At 69.2% G+C, this 21,847-nt stretch carries 22 protein-coding genes and 2 pseudogenes; all 24 read left to right on the top strand.

The features are described from left to right. Positions 1–2: 2 nt before the first annotated feature. Positions 3–503: pseudogene (locus KQY30_RS37485) on the top strand (HK97 family phage prohead protease); the annotation flags it as partial. 307 nt (positions 504–810) lie between these two features. Further along, positions 811–2,274 (top strand): phage major capsid protein, encoded by a 1,464-nt coding sequence (locus tag KQY30_RS24935; protein WP_217308738.1) that lies wholly within the window; start codon positions 811–813, stop codon positions 2,272–2,274. A 69-nt stretch (positions 2,275–2,343) separates the two neighbouring features. Then, complete coding sequence (locus KQY30_RS24940) at positions 2,344–2,688, top strand: hypothetical protein (protein WP_217308739.1); 345 nt, start codon at positions 2,344–2,346, stop codon at positions 2,686–2,688. Next, positions 2,685–3,107, top strand: coding sequence for a hypothetical protein (locus KQY30_RS24945; protein ID WP_217308740.1), 423 nt, complete (start codon positions 2,685–2,687; stop codon positions 3,105–3,107). The genes KQY30_RS24940 and KQY30_RS24945 overlap by 4 nt, the downstream gene beginning before the upstream one ends. Positions 3,108–3,120: 13 nt before the next feature. Next, complete coding sequence (locus KQY30_RS24950) at positions 3,121–3,675, top strand: head-tail connector protein (protein ID WP_217308741.1); 555 nt, start codon at positions 3,121–3,123, stop codon at positions 3,673–3,675. Further along, a complete protein-coding gene (locus tag KQY30_RS24955; protein WP_217308742.1) occupies positions 3,675–4,139 on the top strand; it encodes a hypothetical protein in 465 nt (154 codons plus the stop codon). Before KQY30_RS24950 ends, KQY30_RS24955 begins: the two co-directional genes overlap by 1 nt. Positions 4,140–4,168: 29 nt before the next feature. Then, a complete protein-coding gene (locus KQY30_RS24960) occupies positions 4,169–4,393 on the top strand; it encodes a hypothetical protein (protein WP_217308743.1) in 225 nt (74 codons plus the stop codon). Between the two features lie 3 nt (positions 4,394–4,396). Continuing rightward, positions 4,397–5,386, top strand: a complete 990-nt coding sequence (locus KQY30_RS24965; RefSeq protein ID WP_217308744.1) for a phage tail tube protein — start codon at positions 4,397–4,399, stop codon at positions 5,384–5,386. A gap of 13 nt (positions 5,387–5,399) precedes the next feature. Continuing rightward, positions 5,400–5,918, top strand: a complete 519-nt coding sequence (locus KQY30_RS24970; protein WP_217308745.1) for a hypothetical protein — start codon at positions 5,400–5,402, stop codon at positions 5,916–5,918. 22 nt (positions 5,919–5,940) lie between these two features. Beyond that, entirely contained in the window at positions 5,941–6,393 is a 453-nt protein-coding gene (locus tag KQY30_RS24975) for a hypothetical protein (protein ID WP_217308746.1), read from the top strand. A gap of 463 nt (positions 6,394–6,856) precedes the next feature. Further along, complete coding sequence (locus tag KQY30_RS36690) at positions 6,857–12,220, top strand: LamG domain-containing protein (protein ID WP_254407317.1); 5,364 nt, start codon at positions 6,857–6,859, stop codon at positions 12,218–12,220. Between the two features lie 9 nt (positions 12,221–12,229). After that, complete coding sequence (locus KQY30_RS24985; RefSeq protein WP_217308747.1) at positions 12,230–12,721, top strand: hypothetical protein; 492 nt, start codon at positions 12,230–12,232, stop codon at positions 12,719–12,721. Continuing rightward, the gene (locus tag KQY30_RS24990) at positions 12,718–13,221 is read left to right on the top strand and encodes a hypothetical protein (RefSeq protein ID WP_217308748.1); all 504 of its coding nucleotides are present in this window, start codon (positions 12,718–12,720) and stop codon (positions 13,219–13,221) included. Before KQY30_RS24985 ends, KQY30_RS24990 begins: the two co-directional genes overlap by 4 nt. Before the next feature lie 64 nt (positions 13,222–13,285). Then, positions 13,286–13,582 carry a hypothetical protein gene (locus tag KQY30_RS24995; protein ID WP_217308749.1) on the top strand — a complete coding sequence of 99 codons (297 nt, stop codon included), beginning with the start codon at positions 13,286–13,288 and terminating at the stop codon, positions 13,580–13,582. Further along, on the top strand, positions 13,582–14,472 hold the full coding sequence (locus KQY30_RS25000) for a peptidoglycan-binding protein (protein WP_217308750.1): 891 nt from the start codon (positions 13,582–13,584) through the stop codon (positions 14,470–14,472). Before KQY30_RS24995 ends, KQY30_RS25000 begins: the two co-directional genes overlap by 1 nt. A gap of 59 nt (positions 14,473–14,531) precedes the next feature. After that, positions 14,532–14,789: a hypothetical protein gene (locus KQY30_RS25005; protein ID WP_217308751.1), complete on the top strand. Its 258-nt coding sequence runs from the start codon at positions 14,532–14,534 to the stop codon at positions 14,787–14,789. Next, entirely contained in the window at positions 14,790–15,176 is a 387-nt protein-coding gene (locus KQY30_RS25010; RefSeq protein WP_217308752.1) for a hypothetical protein, read from the top strand. It begins immediately after the preceding gene. A 139-nt stretch (positions 15,177–15,315) separates the two neighbouring features. Continuing rightward, positions 15,316–15,543 (top strand): hypothetical protein, encoded by a 228-nt coding sequence (locus KQY30_RS25015; protein ID WP_217308753.1) that lies wholly within the window; start codon positions 15,316–15,318, stop codon positions 15,541–15,543. 40 nt (positions 15,544–15,583) lie between these two features. Further along, positions 15,584–16,042: a DUF6879 family protein gene (locus KQY30_RS25020; RefSeq protein WP_254407684.1), complete on the top strand. Its 459-nt coding sequence runs from the start codon at positions 15,584–15,586 to the stop codon at positions 16,040–16,042. Positions 16,043–16,057: 15 nt separating this feature from the next. Further along, complete coding sequence (locus tag KQY30_RS25025) at positions 16,058–16,906, top strand: helix-turn-helix transcriptional regulator (RefSeq protein WP_217308755.1); 849 nt, start codon at positions 16,058–16,060, stop codon at positions 16,904–16,906. Positions 16,907–17,226: 320 nt separating this feature from the next. After that, on the top strand, positions 17,227–17,442 hold the full coding sequence (locus KQY30_RS25030) for a hypothetical protein (RefSeq protein ID WP_217308756.1): 216 nt from the start codon (positions 17,227–17,229) through the stop codon (positions 17,440–17,442). Between the two features lie 754 nt (positions 17,443–18,196). After that, positions 18,197–18,556 (top strand): annotated as a pseudogene (locus KQY30_RS36695) (DUF6010 family protein); the annotation flags it as partial. A gap of 139 nt (positions 18,557–18,695) precedes the next feature. After that, positions 18,696–18,926: a hypothetical protein gene (locus KQY30_RS25035; protein WP_217308757.1), complete on the top strand. Its 231-nt coding sequence runs from the start codon at positions 18,696–18,698 to the stop codon at positions 18,924–18,926. 191 nt (positions 18,927–19,117) lie between these two features. Next, positions 19,118–21,808: an NACHT domain-containing NTPase gene (locus tag KQY30_RS37200; protein ID WP_217308758.1), complete on the top strand. Its 2,691-nt coding sequence runs from the start codon at positions 19,118–19,120 to the stop codon at positions 21,806–21,808. The last annotated feature ends 39 nt before the right edge of the window (positions 21,809–21,847 follow it).

The following is a 21,847-nucleotide window of genomic DNA, read 5'->3' on the forward strand; positions in this document are numbered from 1 at the left end:
TCATGGACGCGTTCATTCGCAGCTTCCCGCTGGAGGACATCCGTGTCCGCGCCGGCGGGGACGGCCGCACGGTCGAGGCGTACGCCGCGGTGTTCTCCACTCCCACGGAGATCTACGACCAGGACGGCCACTACAACGAGGACATCGACCGTAGGGCCTTCGACCGGACCCTGACCCAGCTCGCCCCGGCCGGCTCCCGCACGAACTGGCGCGTAGGGGTGCTGTACAACCACGGCCGGACCCTGTTCGGCACTCCCAGCGAGCGCGGGGCGATGCCGATCGGCGCCCCGGTGGAGATCACGGCGGACAGCCGCGGTCTGCTCACGGTCACCCGCTACAACCGCACCGAGCTGGCGGACGAGGTGCTGGAGAACATCCGCGAGGGCTCCATCACCGCGCAGTCGTTCAGCGGCGCGTTCGTCCGCTCCGACCCCGGCAGGCCGCCGCGCGGCGGCTGGCGCCCCGACAGCAACGGCAAGCTGCGCACGGTGCGGCGCCAGGAGATCAAGCTGCGGGAGTACGGGCCGACTCCTTTCCCCGCCTACCCCGACGCCGCCGTGATCGGCATCCGGGCCGAGCAGCTCGTCACGCTCCTGGGCCAGATGCCCGAGGACGAGCGCGAGCGGCTCGCCACCATGCTCCGGACCGGCACCCCCTGGATCCGCCCCCCGCGGGCGATCCGGCGGGCCCGCCGGCCGACGGCGACCCCACCCCGGGCCCCGCCGCCGAGGACCCGCCCGCAAGGCACTCCGCTCGGCAGAAGATCGCGTGGGCCGCCGTCCGCGCCGAGATCAAGGCCAGGAGGGCCCTGTGACCACCACCAAGCGCAAGAAGAAGAGCGAGAAGCTCAAGGAGCAGCACGAGGCGCTCCGCTCCGAGCTGCTGGAGCTGGAGGAGATCGAGGAGCCGACCGACGAGCAGGTGGCCCGGGCAACCGAGCTGCTCGGCCAGATCGACACCACCCGCCAGGCGTACGACGAGCAGGTCGACCACGAGCAGCGGGTGGAGGCCGTGCGCGCGGCGGCGCTCGTCCCGGGCGGCACCGAGCGCGAGCCCGCCGGCGACGGCCCGGCATTCCTGCGCCACCGCGGCAACCCCTACGAGGACCTGGACAAGGTCCGCGGCGCGAACGTCCACGACCGGGGCACCGTGGCCGACCTGCGGACCCGCGCCCTGTACGCGGTCGAGCTGGCTGCCGAGCTGATGCAGGAGGACCAGCAGGAGCGGGCCGAGAAGCTGGTCCGCGCGGACCGGCGCGGCCGGATCGCCCAGCACCTCCTCCTCACCGGCTCGGACGACTACATGCGGGCGTTCGAGGCGCTGCTCACCAACGGCGGCAACCCGGCCCTGCTGGAGGACGACGAGGCCGCGGCGTACAAGCTCGCCGAGGCGCACCGCCGGGCGATGTCCCTCACGGACAGCGCGGGCGGGTTCCTGGTGCCGTTCACCCTGGACCCGACGATCATCCTGACGAACGCCGGGTCGGCGAACCCGTTCCGGCAGGTCTCCACCGTCAAGACCATCACCACCGACTCCTGGAACGGCGTCAGCTCCGCGGGTGTGACCGCCGAGTGGCTCGACGAGGGCAGCGAGGTGTCCGACGGCTCCCCGACGTTCGCGCAGCCGTCCATCACCCCGAAGAAGGCCGGCGCCTACGTCCAGGGCAGCTTCGAGGTGCTGGCCGACTCCGGGTTCGGCACGGAGGTCGGGCCGCTCCTGGCGGACGCCAAGGACCGGCTGGAGGCGGAGGCGTTCGCCACCGGCAACGGCACCACCCGGGCCAAGGGCGTCGTCACCGCCGTGTCGGCCGTCTCCGGGTCGCTCGTGCCCTCGGCCACCACCGACACCTACGCGGTCGCCGACGTGTACGCGGTGGAGCAGGCCCTGCCGCCGCGCCACCGCCTCACCGGGAACCCGTCCTGGATGGCGAACAAGGCGATCATCAACAAGACCCGCCAGTTCGACACCGCGGGCGGCAGCTCGTTCTGGGCGAACCTGGGCATGGGCCAGCCCGAGCAGCTCCTCGCCGCGCCGATCTACGAGGCGTCCGCGATGGACGGCGTCATCAACGCCGGCGCGGACAACTACGCCCTGCTCCTGGGCGACTTCCGCAACTTCTACATCATCGACCGGGTCGGCATGACGATGGTCTACGAGCCGCTCGTCAAGGGCGCCAACGGCCGCCCCAACGGCCAGGCCGGCTGGTTCGCCTACTGGCGCGTCGGATCCGACGTCGTCAACGCGGACGCGTTCCGGCTCCTCAACATCACCTGATCCCCGGCCCGTTTCCGGCGCGGGCAGCACCCTGCTGCCCGCGCCCCGCTGTGTGAGGAGCACACGTTGATGTACCGCGCGAAGGACACGTTCTGGGCGCCGCTCAACCGGCGCATTGTCAAAGGTGACCTGGTCGCCGCCCACGACCCCGTCGTCGAGGGCAGGGAGTCCCTGTTCGAGGCCGTCGTCATCCCCCAGGCCCTGAGCCCCCAGCCCGCCGACGGCGGCACCGGGCCCGAGAACCAGGAGCCGCAGGACCCCGGCACCGACTCGGACCCCGCAGCCGGGTCCGACCCGGACCAGACCGGCCCGGTCGCCGAGCCGCAGGACGAGCCGCTGGCCCCGGCCGCCGCGAAGAAGTCCGCGGCCCGCAAGACCACGGCCGCCAAGAAGCCCCAGGGAGGCGACGCATGAGGCGCACCGTCTACAACCACGTCCGCGCCAAGGCCACCCTGGCGATCACCGCCCGCACCACGGCCGCCAACGGGACGACCGTCGACCGGGCCCTGTCCGGGGCGTCCGGCACCAACGAGTGGCACCAGTCCGCGATGCTGCTGGTGCACACCGGCACGATCACCGACGGCTCGCACGTCATCACCCTGGAAGTCAGCGACAACGGCTCGTCCTGGGCCGCCGCCGCGGCAGCGGACCTGCAAGGCGCGCTGCCCACCCTCGGGACCGCCGACGACGACAAGGTGTTCGAAGTCGGCTACACGGGCACCAAGCGCTACCTGCGCGCGGTCACCACCCCCTCGGGAACCACCACAGGCGGCGTATACGGCGCGACGATCCTGCTCGGCTTCCCCAACACCGCCCCCATCACCCGCACCTGACGAGGGGGCCGACATGGCGCTGCTGACCCTGGCCGATGCGAAGGCCCAGCTCGACATCGTCACCGACGGGCATGATACCGAACTGGCCGCGTATGTCGACGGCGTCACCTCCGCCATCGAGGCGCACGTTGGGCCGGTGGAGAACCGGTCGGTCACCGAGACCCACGACCTCCCCGCGTCGGGGGCCCGGGTGCTGGTGCTGCGCCAGACCCCGGCCGTCTCCCTGACCAGCGTCGTGCCCGTGCTCACGGGCGGAGTCGTCTACGACGTCGCCGGCCTAGACCTCGACCCGTCCACTGGCGAAGTCCGCCTGCTCAACGGCCGCCGCCTGTACGGCCCGCTGCGCTTCGTCTACACCGCCGGCCGGGGAACGGTACCGGCCACGATCAACCTTGCGGCCCGCATCATGCTTCAGCACCTGTGGCAGACGCAGTACGGAGCAGCCCGAGGTGCCGGCCGGGCTGACGACTTCGACGCGACGCAGCCCATACCGGGCTGGGGCTACGCGATCCCGGCCCGGGTGCTCGAACTCCTGGAGCCGTTCAAGCTGCCCCCGGCGGTGGCCTGATGGAAACCTCCCGCGTACCCGCCGCGGTCGACGCGCTGCTGGAGATCCTGCGCGCGGCGCCAGCCCTGGGGGATGTTCTGATCGTGGACGGGCCGCCCTCCACGAACCTCACCGAGCAGCGGCGGATCTACGTCGGCTGGCAGCCAAACGGCGGGGCGTCGGTTGCCCTGACGCAGTCGTTCAACGCGGCGGGGGCCAGAACCCGGGATGAGAACTTCACGATCTCCTGCTACGCGGAGTCCCGCTCCGGCGACAAGGACATGGCGCTACACCGCGGGGGCGTCTTCGAGATCGTCGCGGCGGTGGAGATCGCCCTGCGGGCCACGGATGCGGCACCGGAGGCGCCGACGCTGAACGGCACGGTGCTGTGGGCGCACCTGACCGCCGGGGACCTGATCCAGGACACCGACAACGGCTCGCTGGCCGGGCTCAGCTTCTCCGTGACGTGCCGCGCCCGCATCTGATCCACCCCACCTGAACTGAGGAGTAACCCATGGCGCGCGTGCGCTACATCGGGCCCGAGCCGGTCATCGTGCCGGAGCTCGGGCAGGGCCGGGTTGTCGGCCTGGACGAAGTCGTGACGGTCCCGGACAGCCGCTTCGACGCCTACGTCTGCCAGCCGCAGAAGTGGGAGCCGGTCGAGGAGCCGAAGGACGAACAGCCGCCGGCCGCTGCGCCGGTGAAGGAGACTGCGGCCAAGCCGCTGAAGGAGGGCTGAGGGATGGCGATCGGTTCGGGTCTCGGTGGCCAGCTCGGTATCGCGGCGGAGTCGACCTACGGGACGTTCGTTGCGCCGACGGTGTTCCCGGAGTTCACCAAGGAGTCGCTGGTCTTGAAGAAGACCACGGCGACCAGTGCGGGGGTGGCGGCGGGGCGTCAGCTTGCGTCGGCCTCGCGTCGTGTGGTGACCCAGCGGGAGGGGTCTGGCACGGTGGACATGGAGGTCATGAACAGGCTGATGGGCGTGATCTTCCAGGCGTTCATGGGGACCACCGTCACTCCGGTGCAGCAGGGTGTCACGGCCGCGTACCTCCAGACTCACACCCTCGCGGACGTGTTCGGCAAGTCGCTGACGATCCAGAAGGGCGTGCCGCTCACCACCGGGGTGGTGACCGACAAGACGTTCACCGGCTGCAAGATCATCAGTGCGGAGTTCTCCTGTGAGGTCGGCGGCATGCTGACCGTCAGTCTGGAGATCGATGCGCAGGACGTGGACGAGACGCAGACCCTCGCGGTCGCGTCGTACCCGACGGGTCTGGCGCCGTTCAACTTCGCGCAGATGGGTCTCAAGACTGGAAGCTTCGGGAGCGAGACGGCACGGGACGGGATCCGCAAAGTCACGGTGAAGTTCGAGCGCCCGCAGGCCGTGGACCGCTTCTACGCGAACTCGGCGGCGACGAAGGCGGAGCCGATCTCCAACGACCTGACGAAGATCACGGGCAGCTTGGAGACGGATTACGTCGACACCGTCCTGGACGACCTGCACACCTCGGACGGCGGGACGTCGCTGGTGTGGGAGTTCCTCGGGCCGATCATCGCGAGCACCTACCGGGAGACGTTCCGGATCAAGCTGCCGGTGGTGAAGTTCGACGAGGCGCCGCCATCGGTCGACGGGTTCGAGGTCGTCAAGCCGACTCTGGCGTTCACCGCGCTGTTCGATGGCACGAACCTTCCCGCCATTGAGTACATGTCCACGGACACCACGCTCTGATCGGAGGCGCGCCGTGGCCGGTGACGTCCGCCTCTTGAACACGGGCCAGTTGCTGGAGCTGTCCCGGCGTCTGCGCGCGGCAGGCGGGGCGCCGCTGCGCGCCAACTTCCAGCGCAGGATCCGGCGGGCGGCGGAGCCGCTGCACCGGGATCTGCAAGACGTGATGACGGGGATGACGATCCGGAGTCAGGGGCGTTCGACCCGGCAGGGTGGCCCGTCGCCGACGACGCGTCCGTTGCGGCGGACGATCGCGGAGGCGATCCGGATCAGCGTCCGTACCAGCGGGAATCCGGGTGCCCGGGTGTGGGTCGACAAGGGCCGTCTGCCGCCCGACCTGCAAGACATGCCCAAGGCCATGAACAAAGAACCCAGCGGGCGCGTGCGGCATCCGGTCTTCGACAATCCGAGCCGCTGGGTCAACACCTGGGTGACGCCCTTGTGGTGGACGAACACCATGCGCCGTCACGAGTCCCGGATGCGTGCCGAGGTGCTGCGCATCACCGACGACATACGCCGCCAGCTCGGCGGCTGAACCCCTTTGCGAGGAGAACCCTGTGATCATCGTCTACACGCCCGAGGGCGGCCCGGAGGAGCGGTACGACGTCCGGCAGCTCCGCACGTCCGAGGCAACCCGCGCGGCCGGTGCGATCGGCCTGCGGTGGGCGCAGGTCAAGGCGCTTCTGGCGGAGGACGACCCGGACGCGATGAGGGCGTGCGTGTGGCAGTTCAAGGCCCGCGAGCAGACAGGGCTCCGCTTCGGGTCGTTCGACCCCGGGGTGGAGGACATGGTCACCCGCTGGGACCGTCGCGAGGCCGAGCAGCTCATCGCCGAGGGTCTGAAGACCCCGGAGGAGAAGCCCGGCGAGCGCGCAGAGTTCTTCCGCGTGCTCGTCCGCAACTCGGCTGACCCGGCCGGTACCGAGGCCCTGCTCGCGGAGATGGTCGACGAGGACGGCGGCCCAAAAGCCGCCGCCGACCCGAGCCCGACCTCGCCGACCAGCGACTGACCTACCTCGGGCAGTTCGCCGAGGTTCTCCATCTCACCCCCGATGACGTCGACGCCCTGACGGTCGACGACTTCGAGTGGTTCATCGGCTACCTCGATCGCCGTGAGGCCCAACTGAAGGAGGCGGCGAGCCGTGGCTGAACGTATGAGCTTCATCCTTGACGGCCGCGACCAGCTCTCCCGGGTCTTCGACCGGGCGGCTGACGGCGCGGCCCGGATGCACCGCCGGGTCAGCGCCGCCATGACCAACACCTCCGCAGCGACCGCTCGGTTTGCCCGGAACGTGCGCGGCGACAGCAACCAGATCAACCGCGCCATGAACACGAACACGGCCGCGGTACGGCGGTTCACTGTTGACGCGAACGGACGGCTGCACGATTTGCGCGGCCGGTTCCTGTCCGCCGGACAGGCGGCCCAGCTCATGGGCCGCCAGACGAGCGGCCTGCCTCCCCGCCCTGCGCAACGTGGCCAGTTCCTCGGGGCAGGCGGCGGGTGCGCTCGGTACGGGCGGCGGCGGGCTGGGCTGGGCGCTGGGCATCGTGGCGGCGGTGCTGGGGCTGTCGTTGCTGCCGGCTCTGGGTGCGGTGGTGCCGATGATGGCCGGGGCCGGTGTCGCCGCGGGCACCCTGGCGCTGGGGTTCCGCGGTGTGGGTGACGCGGTTGCTCTGGCGTCGGAGGACAAGAAGGAGTACGCCAAAGCCCTCGCCAAGATGCCCGCGCCAGCACGGGAGTTCACCAAGGCCCTGGTCGGTCTGAAGGGCCAGTTCACGGACTTGGCGCCGAAGATCCAGGCGGCGATGCTGCCTGGCTTCACCCGGGCCGTGAAGGCTGCCGGACCGGTCGTCGACATCCTGGGCAAGTCCATGACGAGCATGGCCGGCGGGTTCGGTGACGCGGCGGACGGGGCCGCCCGGCTGCTGAAGGACTCCGGCTTTCAGAAGGACTTCGCAGCGACGCTGAAGCTCGGCAACGGTTTCGTCCGTGAGTTGACCAGCGGCATCGGCCCGCTAGTGCGGGGCCTGCTCGACTTCGGCGCGGCCTCCGGGCCGACCCTGCGGGCGTTCTCGACTGGGATTTCCGGGCTGCTCGGTAAGGGCGGCGGCGGGCTCGTCGGGATGTTCGATGGGCTGAAGGTCGGGATCTCCGGGAGCGCGAAGTTCCTGGACGGCTTCTTCAAGATGATCAATCAGCTTCTGCCTGCAATCGGCCGATTCTCGGGCGAGGTGGCCCGCGCACTGGGCCCGATGCTGGGTGAGCTCTTCGGTGTGATGGGCGAGCGGACGTCCACCCTGCTGGACACCCTCGGCAAGGGCCTGAAATGGCTGTCCCCTCTGTTCAAAGATCTTGGCTTCGGGATCAAGGCGGTCTCGCAGATCCTGGCCATCACCACGCCGATCATGACCGACATGGCTGCGGCGATCTTCGGTTCGCTCCTGCCCAGCTTCGGCGAGGTGGATAAAGCGAAGGGGCCCTTCCAGCGGCTCTCCGACGCGATCACCCGTAACAAAGGTGAGATCCAGCAGATGGCGCTGGTCTTCGCCAACCTGGTCCTCACCATGGTCGGTGTGGCTGTGGCGAACTTGCCCACGCTGGTCAGCCTCTTCCGGGTCGTCTCGGGCAGCATGGTGGTCGCGCTCGGCGGCATCCTGCACGCCTCGGCGTCCGCGTTCGGCTGGATCCCTGGGGTCGGTGACAAGCTGAAGCGAGCCGACGAGTCGTTCGGCCGGTTCAAGGACAGCTACTTGAGCGGCCTTGCCGCTGCCGAGCAGAAGACCCGCGACTTCGCTCAGAGCACCCTGCCCAAGCTGGAGCAGGGCCGGTTGAAGATGAACATCGACAACTGGAACAGCCAGATCGCCACGGCGAAGTCCCAGTTGAAGACTGTCCCGCCGAACAAGCGGGCGGACCTGCTGGCGCGGATCTCTGATCTTCAGGCGAAGGTCCGCCAGGCGAAGCGGGACATCGCGTCCGTGCAGGGCAAGACCGTCAGCGTGATGGTCCAGTACCGGGCCTCCCACTCCTCCGCATCCGCCTTCGCCAAGAGCATCGGCGGCTATGCGTCGGGCGGCAAGCCGAAGCCGGGCGAGCTGGCGTGGGTGGGTGAGCAGGGCCCGGAGCTGATGCGGTTCGGCGGGGGCGGCACCGAGATCTACGACCACCGCACCTCCATGCAGATGGTGGCCGATGCCCGGTCCGCCGGCCGGGACGCAGGCCTCGGGCTGCGCCGGGGCATGTCCGTGTCGACCGATGAGGTGGGCGCGGGCGGCCGGGCGATGGCGGCCGCGATCCTGAGCGGAATCCGCGACGAGCTGGAGATTGCGAGCCCGAGCAAGAAGACTGCGGCCCTGGCTGCGGACGCGGGCAGGGGCATGATCATTGGGCTGACCGGGTCCAAGGCGAAGATCTCCGCCGTGGCGAAGGATCTGGTCAAGGACATCTGGGCCGCGTGGAAGGGCAGCAAGTCCACCAAGGACTCCAGCCTGGTGGCGATGGTCAACCGCGACACGAACAGGCTCCAGACTCTGGCCACGCGGCGGGACGCGCTCGCCTCGCGGATTGCCGCGGCGAAGAAGTACGCCACGGAGATCCGAGACGCGGCTCGGCAGGGCAACGAGCTGGGGAACCTGGGGCTGGCGCCGGAAGAGGTTACGGCGGGCAGTATCAAGGCCGGGCTGGCGGGCAAGCTCACGCAGGTCAAGCAGTTCGCCAGCTACGTGAAGACCCTGGCGAAGAAGGGCCTGGACCCGGAGCTGCTCCGGCAGATCCTCTCCATGGGCCCGGACGCCGGGTACGCCTACGCGAGCGCGCTGGCCGGCGCGGACAAGGCGACGTTCGCGGCGATCAACAACACGCAGAAGAGTCTCGGTGCGGCCACCAGCGCGCTGGGCGGTCTCGCCGCGGACACCATGTACGACGCGGGGGCGCAGGCCGGCCGCGGCTTCCTGACCGGGCTTACGGCCCAGCAGAAGGCCATCGAGGCCCAGATGTTGAAGATCGCTCAGGGGATGCAGAAGGCGATCAAGAAGGCGTTGGGGATCAAGAGCCCCAGCCGCGTGATGGCCCAGATGGGCCGGTACACCACCGAGGGTCTGGCCGTCGGTATGCGCGAGCGGATGCCCGTCCTGGACACGGCGCTCGCCGCGGTGTCGGCCCGGGTGGCCGCCACCCGGCCGGCGATCGGCGCAGCGGCACTTCCGGCGCGCACAGGCGGCGGGGTCGTCTACGACGTCCACGTCGAGATCCACAACCCGATGGATCCGATGGCTGTCGCTCGGCAGGTGCAGAAGGCCTTGTTGCAGTTGGGGCGGGCCCAGGGCGGCTCCGTGCAACTGAACGTGAGGGGGAGTCTGATGGCGCTCCTGATGGAGGCCGGGTGGGGCGGCCGGATCCAGGACCAGACATCGATCCCGTGGACGGACATCTCCCGTTACGTCGACATGGTCCAGGGGATCCGGATCGACCGGGGTGCGGCCGACGAACTGGCCGAGATCCAGACCGGCACGATGACCGCGGTGCTGGACAATGAGGACGGCCGGTTCACTCCGGGCGCCCCGGGCCCGTATGAGCCGTTCGTCCGCAGGAACGCCCCGATCCGGTTTGCCGTCACCACGACCACTCCGCGCGGCGGGGGGTCCGGGCCGTGGCCGATCGAGCAGTTGGCCGACGACTTCGCTGACGGGGTCGTCGACCCGGTGCTGTGGAGCGGCGGCGCCGCGGGGGTGACCGAGGATCGGGGCATCGTCCGTATCCCGCTGGTGCCGGGTGTCTCCGCCACACTCCAGTCGGCCCGGGACTGGGTACTGACCGGCAGCCAGGTCTCCATCAAGGTCGCCACCCTGCCGACAGCGAACGGCAGTTCGGCGGCGGCGTCCCGGTTCATGGTCATCTCCACCACCAGCGGGACGAGGGTGGGCTTCACCTACAACGCCATCACAGGATCGCTCCGCCTGGTGTCCGAGGTGGGCTTCTCCGACGGGTCCGGTGTCACCCTGACGTACAGCCCCGTCGATCACCTGTGGCTCCGCCTGCGCGAGGACAGCGGGACTCTGTACTGGGAGACGTCGCCTGACGGCACCAACTGGACGGTCGGACGCTCCCTCGCCACCCCGGCCTGGATCACCTCCCAGCTCGTGGCAGTGGACCTGCCCGTCAGCCGGACCGGCGGCACTGCGGGCCACGCCGAGTGGGCCCTGATCGGGCACCGCGTCCGGCCCCGCTTCTACGGCACCCTTAACGACCTGCCTGTGTCCTGGGCAGGGCTTCAGTCCAAGGTCTCCATCACGGCATCCGACCTGTTCAAGCAGCTCGGCCGCCTGCCCGCACTGCTGTCGATGCTCGGCGAGGAGATCCTCACCGCCAGCCAGGTCATCCCCGTTTTCGACATGCTGTCCGCGTACTTCCCCCTCGCCGAACCCGCCGGCGCCACAGCGGCCGGCGACCTGTCCGGCCGCGGCGTGGGCGCGATCGCACAGACCCAGGTCTCCAGCGGCGGCACCCTGGAGTTCGGTACGGACGGGCTGCCCGCCACCGGCGACACCAGCCTCACCCTCACCCCGGCCAGCGCCACCGCCGGCCGGTATCTGACCGGGGACCTGGGCGCGGCCTTCCAGTCCGACAGCAACGTCACCGCCGACCACACCGCGATGCCCCCACTGATCGAGGTGTGGATCCAGACCAGCACGGCCGGTCGGGCGATCCTCGGACTGTGGGAACCCGGGCTGGACCATCAACTCGTCCTCGCCCTCAACGGGTCGGGCGTCCTGACGGTGGAGAGCACGGAGAGCGGCGAGGCCCTCTCGGTCGTCACCACATCCAGCGGCAACCTCGCCGACGGGCAGTGGCACCACATCATCCACGACAACAACGCGAAAACCGTCTGGGTGGACGGCGTCCAGGTCGGCGGGTCCATCGCCGCCGCCACCATGATCAACCATCGGATGCTGCACGTCGGCGGCTACCGGGGCGCACGCCTGTGGTCCGGGCAGATCGCCCATCTCGCGATCTACCACGCCACCGGCCCGGCCGCCGCCTCCATCGCCGACCACTACACCGCCGGCACCACCGGCTACGAGGGAGAGACCGCGGACCTCCGGATCGCCCGGCTCGCCCGGTACGCGGCCGTCGAGTCGGTCACCGTCTGGGGTGTCACCCACGACCCCATCGCCTCCCAGGGCCCTGGCGGCACGGGTGCACTCGCCCGTATGCAGGAGGTCTCGACGACCGAGTCCGCGCGGCTCTTCGCCGAGCGGGACTGGTACGGGCTGGCCTACCAGTCCCGCGATGTGCGCTACAACCCGGACCCGATGTCCGAGGTGTTCACGATCGACTACGCCGACCTGGAGACCGACGGCTTCGGGCTGGCCGACGACGACCAGAAACTCGTCAACAGCATCGAGGCGTCCCGGCCCGGCGGCGCGGTACAGCGGGTGACCGATCCCGCCAGCATCGCGGCGTTCGGGCTGTACCAGCCCAGCCCTCTCAACCTGCTGAAGACCAGCGACAACAGCGTGCTGTCCGCCGCGCATTGGACGGTCTCTCGTTACGCCGATCCCGCGCCCGAGCTGCGGGAGGTGGAGATCGAGGCGTTCACGCTGCCGTTCTACAGCGACATCCTCGACGCCGAAATCTCCGGCTTCTTCAGCGTCTACAACATGCCTGCCCAGACGGTCAGCGAGATGCGCGTCACCGTCGAGGGCTACACCGAGACGATCCGCGAGCAGTCCCACGTGATCACGTTCCGCACGTCTGCCTCCGCCCGGGATTCGGTTTGGGTCCTCGGAGACCCCGTCTACGGGCTGCTCGGGCAGACCACCCGCCTCGCCTACTGAGGAGACCCCTTGACCACCCTTGAAGTTGACCCCGGCCCCGTGCTGCGCGCGGAGACCTACTACCTCCCGCCCGGCCCCCGCCCCGGGCGCCCCGCCCCGGACTGGTCGGGGATCCCCGGCGCCGAGCTGGTGTACCACTGGATCGACTACCGGATGGGCCGCCGCACTCCCATCCCCACCGCGTTCGTGATCGGCGCCCCTCCCGTGTACGCGCGCATCAACCACAACAGGTGGCTGGGCGACTGCGCGAACTGCGGGACCGCCTGCCTTGTCTCGCTGACCGACCTGCGGTACGGCTGCACCGAGTGCAAGCGGGACTGGGTGGAGCTGATCGTCCCCTCCGACCCGGGCGCAGTCGAAGCGGAGATGCTGGCGCTGCCGCTGACCCGCGACCGCAACTGGTGGCACCCCGACGACCCGAACAACCCCTACACCCCCGAGCCCGAACCGGAACCCCCGGCCGAGCCCGAGCCCCCGACAGACCCGGAGCCACAGCCGTGACGTTCAGCCCCCGCACCTGGACGGTCGGCGAGATCGTCACCGACGTCATGCTGAACGAACAGATCCGCGACCAGTTCAACAGCATGTTCGACGCGTGGACCGCCTACACCCCCGCCTGGACCGCAGCCACCACCAACCCCGTCCTCGGCAACGGCAGCATCAACGGCCGCTACATGAAGATCGGCCGCACCTGCCACGTCAACATAGAGCTGACCATGGGCTCCACGACCACCTACGGCTCCGGAATCTGGAACTTCGCCCTGCCGTTCACCGCAGCGGCGGCAGTCGGCTCCCGTATCGGCAACGCCCAGGCAGCCATTCCCGCAGGCTCCCGCGTCCCCGGCCAGACCGTCGTCACCGCCGGCGGCAGCACTTTCTCCACCTTCTTCCCGGCGAGCACGTCCGTGTCCTTCCTCAGCAGCGGCAGCGCGCCGGTTCCCTTCACCTGGGCCAGCACCCACCAGCTCCGCGCCAGCCTCGTCTACGAGACCGCCGCCTGACCCACCCGAACTCCGAGCCCCGAGCCACCCCGGCCGGGGCTCTCGTCATGCCCTGGGAGGGCACATGCCCGAGCACCACCCGCCGTCCGTAGGACGGATAGTCCACTACGTCAGCCACGGCACCCCCATCCACGACGACGGAAGCCAAGCCCACCCCCCGGCCTGCCGCGTTGCCATCATCACCGAGGTACCGGAATACCTGACGGCGGAACCGCTGGACGGCTGCCCGAACGGCACCCAGGGCCAGTGGCTCGCCTCGCTGGCAGTCCTCAATCCCACAGGCGTGCTCTTCAGCCAGAACGTCGCACAGGACGAGAACACCCACACCGGCGGCACCTGGCACTGGCCGGAGCGTGTCTGATGGCCACACCACTGACCGCCGACCGGCTGCTTGCCGAACTTCGGGCTGAAGGCCTGAAGGTCGTCGAGGTCGACGGCTGGCGCACCCGGAACCGCAACCACAAGGGACCGTGGGGACCGGTCCACGGCGTGATGATCCACCACACCGTCACGAAGGGCACCGAGTCCAGCGTCCGCCTGTGCCGGGACGGGCACGCTGCCCTGCCCGGCCCGCTGTGCCACGGCGTCATCGACAAGGACGGCACGGTCTACCTCGTCGGCTACGGCCGCACCAACCACGCCGGGGCGGGGGACGACGACGTCCTGAACGCCGTCATCGCGGAGTCCGCATTGCCCGCGGACAACGAGGCGAACACCGACGGGAACCGCCACTTCTACGGCTTCGAGTGCATCAACATGGGCGATGGGAAGGACCCGTGGCCCGAAGCCCAACTGGAGGCGATCGAGAAGGCCTCGGCCGCGATCTGCCGGGCGCACGGCTGGGATGCGGCATCGGTGATCGGGCACCTCGAATGGCAGCCGGGGAAGGTCGACCCCCGCGGGTTCTCCATGGCGTCCATGCGTGGCCGGATCGACGGCCGCCTCGACGCCCCGGTTCCGGCCAAGCCGAAGCCGCCGGCCAAGCCGAAGCCGCCGGCGAAGCCCGCCCCGCGGCCGGCGTTCCCGGGCCGCGGCTACTTCGGGCCGGGCCAGAACAACTCGTACGTCACCAAGCTCGGGCAGCAGCTCGTGAAGAAGGGGTTCGGCCGCTTCTACAAGGTCGGCCCCGGGCCGCGCTGGGGCGACGCGGACCGCCAGGCGACCGCCGCGTTCCAGCGCTCCCACGCCCAGCTCAAGGGCGACGCGGACGGGCTGCCCGGCCCGCTGACCTGGCACCTCCTCTTCGCCTGACCATGACGTGCGTAACGCACGCCCTGCCCTCCTGACCTGCACGAATGAAAGGCTCCATCATGTCCGACTTTCCTCTGCCCGACGTCGACACCGTCATCAAGTCCGCCCGGACCTACGCGCGTGACTTGACCGAGCGCGTCGCGACGTCCTTCCTCGGCGGTGTCGTGAGCGGCATCGTCGTCACCCAGCCCCTCGACGCCAGCATGTGGTACGCCGCCCTGTCCGGGGGTGTCGCTGCCGTCGTCTCCCTTGCCAAGGGCCTCGCAGCCCGGCTGAAGGACGTCCGCAACTCGGCGTCCCTCGCGAGAGGAGTCTGAGTGGGCAAGACGGGTATCGCGGCCGTCGACGCCGCCGTGGTTTGGTCCGTCGCGGTCGTGGCCATCGTCGGGCTCGTCGGCCTGGTTGGGCGGGGGATTCTCCGGGCGGTGCGCGGAGTGGTCCGGGCAGCAACCCGGGTGGACCAGATCGCGGACGACTGGGCTGGCACTCCCGCGCGCCCCGGCGTCCCGGAGCGGCCGGGGGTGATGGAGCGACTTGGCGGCATCGAGGACCGGACCACCTCCATCGACGACCGAATCACCTCTATCGATGCCAGGCTCACGTCGGTGGAGCACGAGCTGCACCCCAACTCCGGGACGTCCCTGCGCGATGCGGTCGATCGCGTGGACGTCGCCCTGAACGGATCCCCGCCACCACCGCCCTGATACACAGGCGCCCCGTCTCCTTCGGGAGGCGGGGCGCTTTCGTGCGTCCGGAGCCTGCAAGTTCGCGCACACATCTGGCGAAGTATCGGCCCTTCCTCTCAAGCTCGGGCAAGATGCTGTCCCTGAAGAAGGAGCCACCGTGGCACTGCACAAGCTGGGTCAGGACCCCGAGTCCCCTGACGGCAAGTCACCGACGATCTACCTGGACGATGTGACCGGCAACTACGTCCTCCAGGGCTGGAAGGTCCTCGACCCCGAGCGGCTCGCACAGATGGACATCCCCGATCATGAGACCGTGATCGAGTTCCCGAAGCGGATGATGCCGTTCTTCCCGGAGGTGACCGGTGACGGAACCGACCCTCGCTGACCGCCTGCGCTCCTGCCGAAGGTCCGCCGTCCACTTGGAGATGCGCGACGGCTACATGCGCTCAGACCCCCGTTTCATCGCCTGGCAGGACGGCATCCGCAATGACCCGGCGGACCACGACCCGGAGCTACGGCCGTGGCTGGCACTCATCCGGGAGACCGTCGCGCGAGGGGTCGAGGTACGGCGTGCGCGGATCGTGTCGGAGCCGGTGAGCGACTACATCCGGTTCGAGCACCACGTCACCGCACCGAACGTCACCGCAGGCGAGCAAGTCCGGTGGCTGCCCCGGCGCCGCGCATCCGATATCGCCCTGGCCGGGAACGACTTCTGGCTCTTCGACGGCGAACTGGTGGTGTTCCTCCACTTCGACGGGGCTGGCGAGCTGGCGCCCGACGACGAGGAAGTCCGTACCGATGCAGGCGCGGTGAAGCTGTGCGCGGACGCGTTCGAGGCCGTGTGGGATCGCGCCGTCCCGCACGCCGATTACCAGCTCGCCTGATGGTGCCGGGGTTCCATGCCGTCTCCGTCGTCCAGCGTCCAGCAGGCCCGCCAGGCGCTCGGCTTGCGCCTGCGGGAGATCCGTAAGGACGCCGGGCTGACATCGCGCGAACTCGCCCGCCGGATCGGCTGGCACGAGTCGAAGGTCTCACGGTTGGAACACGCCAGAACACCACCGTCGGATGAGGACATCAGGTCTTGGACGCAGCACTGTGGCGTCCGGGACCTGGTGCCCGAGCTGATCGCTACTGCGCGCGGCATCGAGGGGATGTACATCGAGTGGCGGCGCATGGAGCGCGCCGGCCTCAAGCAGGTCCAGGAGTCGGTGGCCCCGCTGTTCGAACGCACCTACCGGTTCCGGTCCTATCAGTCGTGGGTCGTCCCGGGCCTGCTCCAGACGCCTGGCTACACGGCTGCGGTCCTCGGTACGGTCGCCGCCCTCCGGGAGGTCCCCGGTGACCTCGCCGCCGCGGTCGCGGTACGGATGGACAGGCAGCGCATCCTCCACTCGGGCAACCATCGCTTCGCGATGATCGTGGAGGAGTGGGTACTGCGGACGCTGATCGGCGACGTCGACGTCATGGCCGGCCAGCTCGGTCACCTGATCGGTGTGGCGGCCCTGCCTTCGGTCAGCCTCGGGGTCATCCCGCTGGGGCGCCCGCGGGCGCTGGGCTGGCCGGTGGAGTCGTTCACGATGTACGACGACGAGCAGGTGACGGTGGAGCTGGTGTCCGCGCATCTGACGGTCACCCAGCCGCAGGAGGTAGGGGGGTACGCACGGGCCTTCTCCGAACTGTCCGCGCTCGCCGTGTACGGGGCCGAGGCGCGGAGGCTGATCACGGCCGCGATTGATGCTCTCGGCTGAGTCCGTGCAAGTTCGTACACACTCGTTGAAGCGGCAGCGCGCCCCTTCCTACGGTCCTTGACATGGCCAGACAGACGAGCAGCGATACCCAGACCGACACCCCGTCGTACCGCTGGTGCGACTACCACAAGGGGTCGTCTGAGACGGCGCTCTTGGTGCAGATCATTGAGGCTGGCTCGGGGGCCGGCGGCAGTGTGTATGCCTGTGCTCCGTGCCGTGAGCAGCATTGGCTTACTCCCGTGTCCGAGGTCTCGGTGGAGGAGCTGGTTGCGGGTCTCCGGGCGGGTGCCGCGGCCTTCCAGCAGAGAGCCTGACCCTCCGTGCCAGCGACAGCTACCGGGCAGGAGCCCGCACCGGTCCCATGCGCCGAGGCGTCCGTACCGCCCGCGGGCGACCTGACGACGGAGCAGTGGGCGGGCCGGGCCTGCTACGCGTGCGGCCGGCCGCTGACGACCGGCGCGGTATACCGCGGCTGGGCGCGCGGCAGGCTGGGTGCCCACAGTCTCGACGCCGAGGTATGGGCCTGCCCCCAGTGACCCCCGTCGCGGCCGACGCGTCCCCTCCAGGAATCCGGCCGCGGCGGGCCCTACCCACTGAGCTGACGTCAGGAGCCCCGGCCGCACACGCGGCCGGGGCTCTTCTGCGTCCGCTGTTGCCGTCAGCGAAGGGGCTGCGGGACAATGGTGAATGCGCTGGTCAGGGCGCCCGGAGCCACCACAGATTGCGTGAGCGCTGCGTGAGCGGACGTCCCGGAGCGGCGCGGAGTGAGCCGGAGTGGGACGGAGTGGGGGGCCCGAAATGTGGGGCTATTCACCGCGAGCCGGAGTCTCCCGGAGTGAGCCGGAGTGAAACCTACCGACTCATAATCCGTCGGTCGTGGGTTCGAGTCCCACCCGCCCCACCGGCACGGGTTGTCGGAAAAACGATCTGACCTGCGTGAACGTAACCATGGGGGCCGCCGGGTAAACCGTGGCCGCTCTCATTTCACCCTAAGACCAAGATCATGTAGGTCAGCGGTGGCCCGCGTGTCGTGGCGGGGGCGAGGGGGCCGCGAGGACCGTGCGCCCCCCGATTGGCGGCTTCCGGTCCTCGGTCTGTTCTTGTACGGGATCTTGAACGTGGAGATCTTGTACTGGAGATCTTGTGCGCGGGGATCCTGTGCCCGGGATGCCGGAGGACCGTCGGCGGCGGGAACCCGTTGGAACCTGGCGGTCATGGCTCTGGGGGGCGAGCAGACCCCGGCCTAGCGTGAGCGGGCCGTCCCGTCACGCCGCAGGAAAGAGCTCACGCATGCAGTACCTCATACCCATCGGCATCGCCGTCCTCTATGTGGTGCTGATGTCTCTCATCCGCGAACCGCACCGGCGGCGGTTCAACGCCGTCATGGTCGCCGGAGCCGGTGCCGCCTATCTCAGCGGCGGCGGTCTGGGCGGCTGGGAGTTCGCGTTCACCGCGCTCATGACATACGTCGCCTACCGCGGTCTGGACTCATGGACCTTCATCGGCATCGGCTGGCTGCTGCACACCGCCTGGGACATCGTTCACCACCTCAAGGGCAGCCCCCTGATCCCCTTCGCCCACAACTCGTCGCTGGGCTGTGCGATCTGCGACCCGGTCATCGCGCTGTGGTGCCTTTGGGGAGGCCCCGCGGGCGGGGAGATTAAGGGCTTCCGGGGGGTCTCGCACGAAGTGTTCGGCCGATTGGGTGGTAAACGGGGCGAATCGGTGGATACGGGAGGTCGGCGGGGCACGCATGGGGTGTTCGCATCACCTGACGTAGGAGTTTCATATGCGTATCCGTACAGCGCTCGCCGCCACCGCCCTCGCCGCCACCGCCCTGCTGGGTGGCGCCGGTTCGGCGCTGGCTTGCGAAGATCATGACGCGACCGTCGCGGCGGGCGGCTTCCACAAGGAAGGCCACAAGGGTTTCTACGAGAATCTGGGCGGGCCCGCGGGCATCACCCACGCCGGCTCCGCGTCGCACAAGGGAGGCGGCTGGTTCGGCTTCCTGGACGCCTGATCTCCGTACCGCCGCTGATGCACCGCCCCCTGCGCCCCGGCGCCGGGGGCGGTGGCATGTCCGGGGGCCTCACCGCTCAACTCCGGTGGGAAATCACGGCATTGAGTGAATCCTGTGATCGGGTGCCCGACCAGTGTCCTACGCTGACGCGAACGCGGCCGAGTGTGCCGTACGGACATCCCGGGGAGCAGATGGAACCCGCCGTCATCGGGGCGCGTCTCGCGTCGAGTGTGGTGAGCCCGCTGATCAGGAAACTGTTCCTGACCGGCGGCCCCGGCGCCGGGCTGGTCGACAAACCCATCAGGGTTTCCGGACTCGTATCGTTCCGCGGTGAGAAACGCACGCTCTCGGACAAGGACCTGCACAAGATCTCGGAAGAACTGGTCAGACGGGCCGCGCAGTCGACCGGTGTGGAAGACCTGCTGCCCAATTTCGAGAAGCGGGCCGTCGCCAATGCCGTGGCCGATTCCTTACGGGTCATGGGAACGCTCGACATGGACGACGTACAGGCCGTGAAACTCGGCCACCTCGGCCTTTCCCGGCATCTCAGATCCCAGAGCAATACGGCCACCCTCGGACTGTCGAGCGACGCGGTCACCCTGCACGCGAGCGTGATGAACACCGCTTGTCTGCACATTCTGAATTTCTTCACCCAGCGGTCGACCTTCGTGCCCCGCACTCTGCTGGAACAGAGCCGCAGTATCGAAGAACTGACCCTGAAGATCGACTCCTTGATCGCCCGCGCGCCGTCCCCCGCGGACGGGCCCTTCGAGGACCGGTACGCCCGCTACATCGCGGCCAAGCACGGCAGGCTCAGCATCTTCGGCCTCGATCTGTCCGGGTCGCCGGAGTCCTGGCGGCTCGACACCGCGTATCTCAGTCTGGACGCGGCGGGCGACGCCACGAACGCCGTTCCCGCGCTGCTCTCGGCCGACCATGTGCTGGCCGGCCGCAACCGCGTACTGCTGCGCGGGGTCGCCGGCTCGGGCAAGACCACCCTCGTCCAGTGGCTGGCCGTCTCCACGGCACAGAAGTCCCTCGACGAACACCTGCTGTATCTCTACGGACTTGTGCCGTTCGTGCTTCCGCTGCGTACGCTGACCAGGGGCGGCGCGACGCTGCCCACGCCCGACGAGTTCCTGTCCGCGGTGGACTGCCCCATCGCCGGTCTCCAGCCTCCGGGCTGGTTCGACCGGGTGCTGCGGTCGGGCCGCGGGCTCATCCTGATCGACGGGATCGACGAGATCCCGGAGGACGACCGCAGCGACGCCCGCCGCTGGCTGCAGGAACTCATCGGCACCTATCCCGGCAACCGCTGGCTCGTCACGTCCCGGCCTTCGGCCGTACGGGAACACTGGCTGGTCAGCGACGATTTCGCCGAGCTGGATCTCGCGCCCATGAGCCGCGACAATGTCGCCGAGTTCATCAAGAGATGGCACAAGGCGGCCGGAATCAGTGACCAGTACGCCAATGAACTCCTGCGTGCCGTCCGCGCCAAACAGGATCTGGGCAGGCTCGCCACCAATCCGCTGATGTGCGGACTGATCTGCGCGCTCCATCAGGACCGCCGCGGCTATCTCCCCGAGGGCCGCAAGGAGATCTATGACGCGGCGCTTTCCATGCTGCTCTTCCGGCGCGACCGGGAGCGCGGGGTCTACAAGCCCGGCTCCGTTCACATCAGCGAGGCACACCATATCCAGCTCATCCAGAAACTCGCCTACTGGATGATCCGTAACGGCCGTTCAGAGATGGACCGCACCGACGCGGTCGAACTTCTGAGGCAGGCTCTGCCGACCATGCCGAAAGTCGCCGAACAGGGGACGGCGGAGGAAATCTACCGGCATCTGCTCATCCGCAGCGGGCTGTTGCGCGAACCGAGCGCGGATTCCATGGACTTCATCCACCGGACCTTTCAGGACTATCTCGGGGCCAAGGCGGCGGTGGAGGGACTCGACTTCGACTTTCTGATCGCGAACGCCCATCTCGATCAGTGGGAGGACGTCATCAGGATGGCCGTGGCCCACGCGCGGCCGACCGAGCGGACCCGGCTGCTCACCGGTCTGATCCGGCGTGACGACGCCTCGCCCCATGGCATGAACCGGCTCCATCTGCTGGCCGCCGCCTGCCTGGAACACGCGACGGAACTGGATCCGGCGGTACGGGCGGAGGTGCAGCAGCGGGCCGCGGCGCTGATCCCGCCGCGCTCGGCCGACCAGGCGCGTGCGCTGACCGAGGTGGGTCCGGTCGTACTCGATCTGCTGCCGGGGCCGCGGGAGCCGGCGTCCCACGAGGTGCTGCCGCTGAGCGAACAGTCCCGGGCCGAGCGTCAGTCGCTGGTCCACGAGGCGTACTTCACCGTGCTGGCCGCCACGCGTATCGCGACCGACGCCGCGATCACCGTGCTCGCGCAGTACCGCGGCCACCCGGATCTGCGGGTACGGAACGAACTGGTGCGGGCCTGGAGCCGGTTCGACACCGATACGTACGGACAGGAGGTCGTCGCCCATCTCGCGGAGGAGCAGCTCTACTTCCCGGTGTCGAACATGAGGGAGCTGCGGGCGCTGTACAGCTTCGGCGGGCGGTCCCGTATCAAGATCTCCGGCGAGTTCACGACCGCCGACTTCGTCAACGCGTGCCGCACGGACCGGCTCACACATCTGTGGGTGGAGGCGGACATGGGGCGCACCTGGTGGTGGCTGCACAGCTTCCCCAATCTGCGCTCACTCACCATCGAGACCCTGCATCCCCATATCGATGTCAGCACGCTGGCGCAGGTGGTCTCCCTGCGGACGGTCCGGCTGCCGGAGGAGACCGTCACCACCGGCGCGGATTTGCTGCCCCCGTCCATGAAGATCGTGCATGAGCGGCTGAGCGCCGTCTGACGGGCGTTCGACGGCAGTTCCACCGCGTGGGGAGCCTGC

The organism is Streptomyces sp. GMY02 (assembly GCF_019056675.1).
Classification (GTDB): Bacteria; Actinomycetota; Actinomycetes; order Streptomycetales; family Streptomycetaceae; genus Streptomyces; species Streptomyces odonnellii.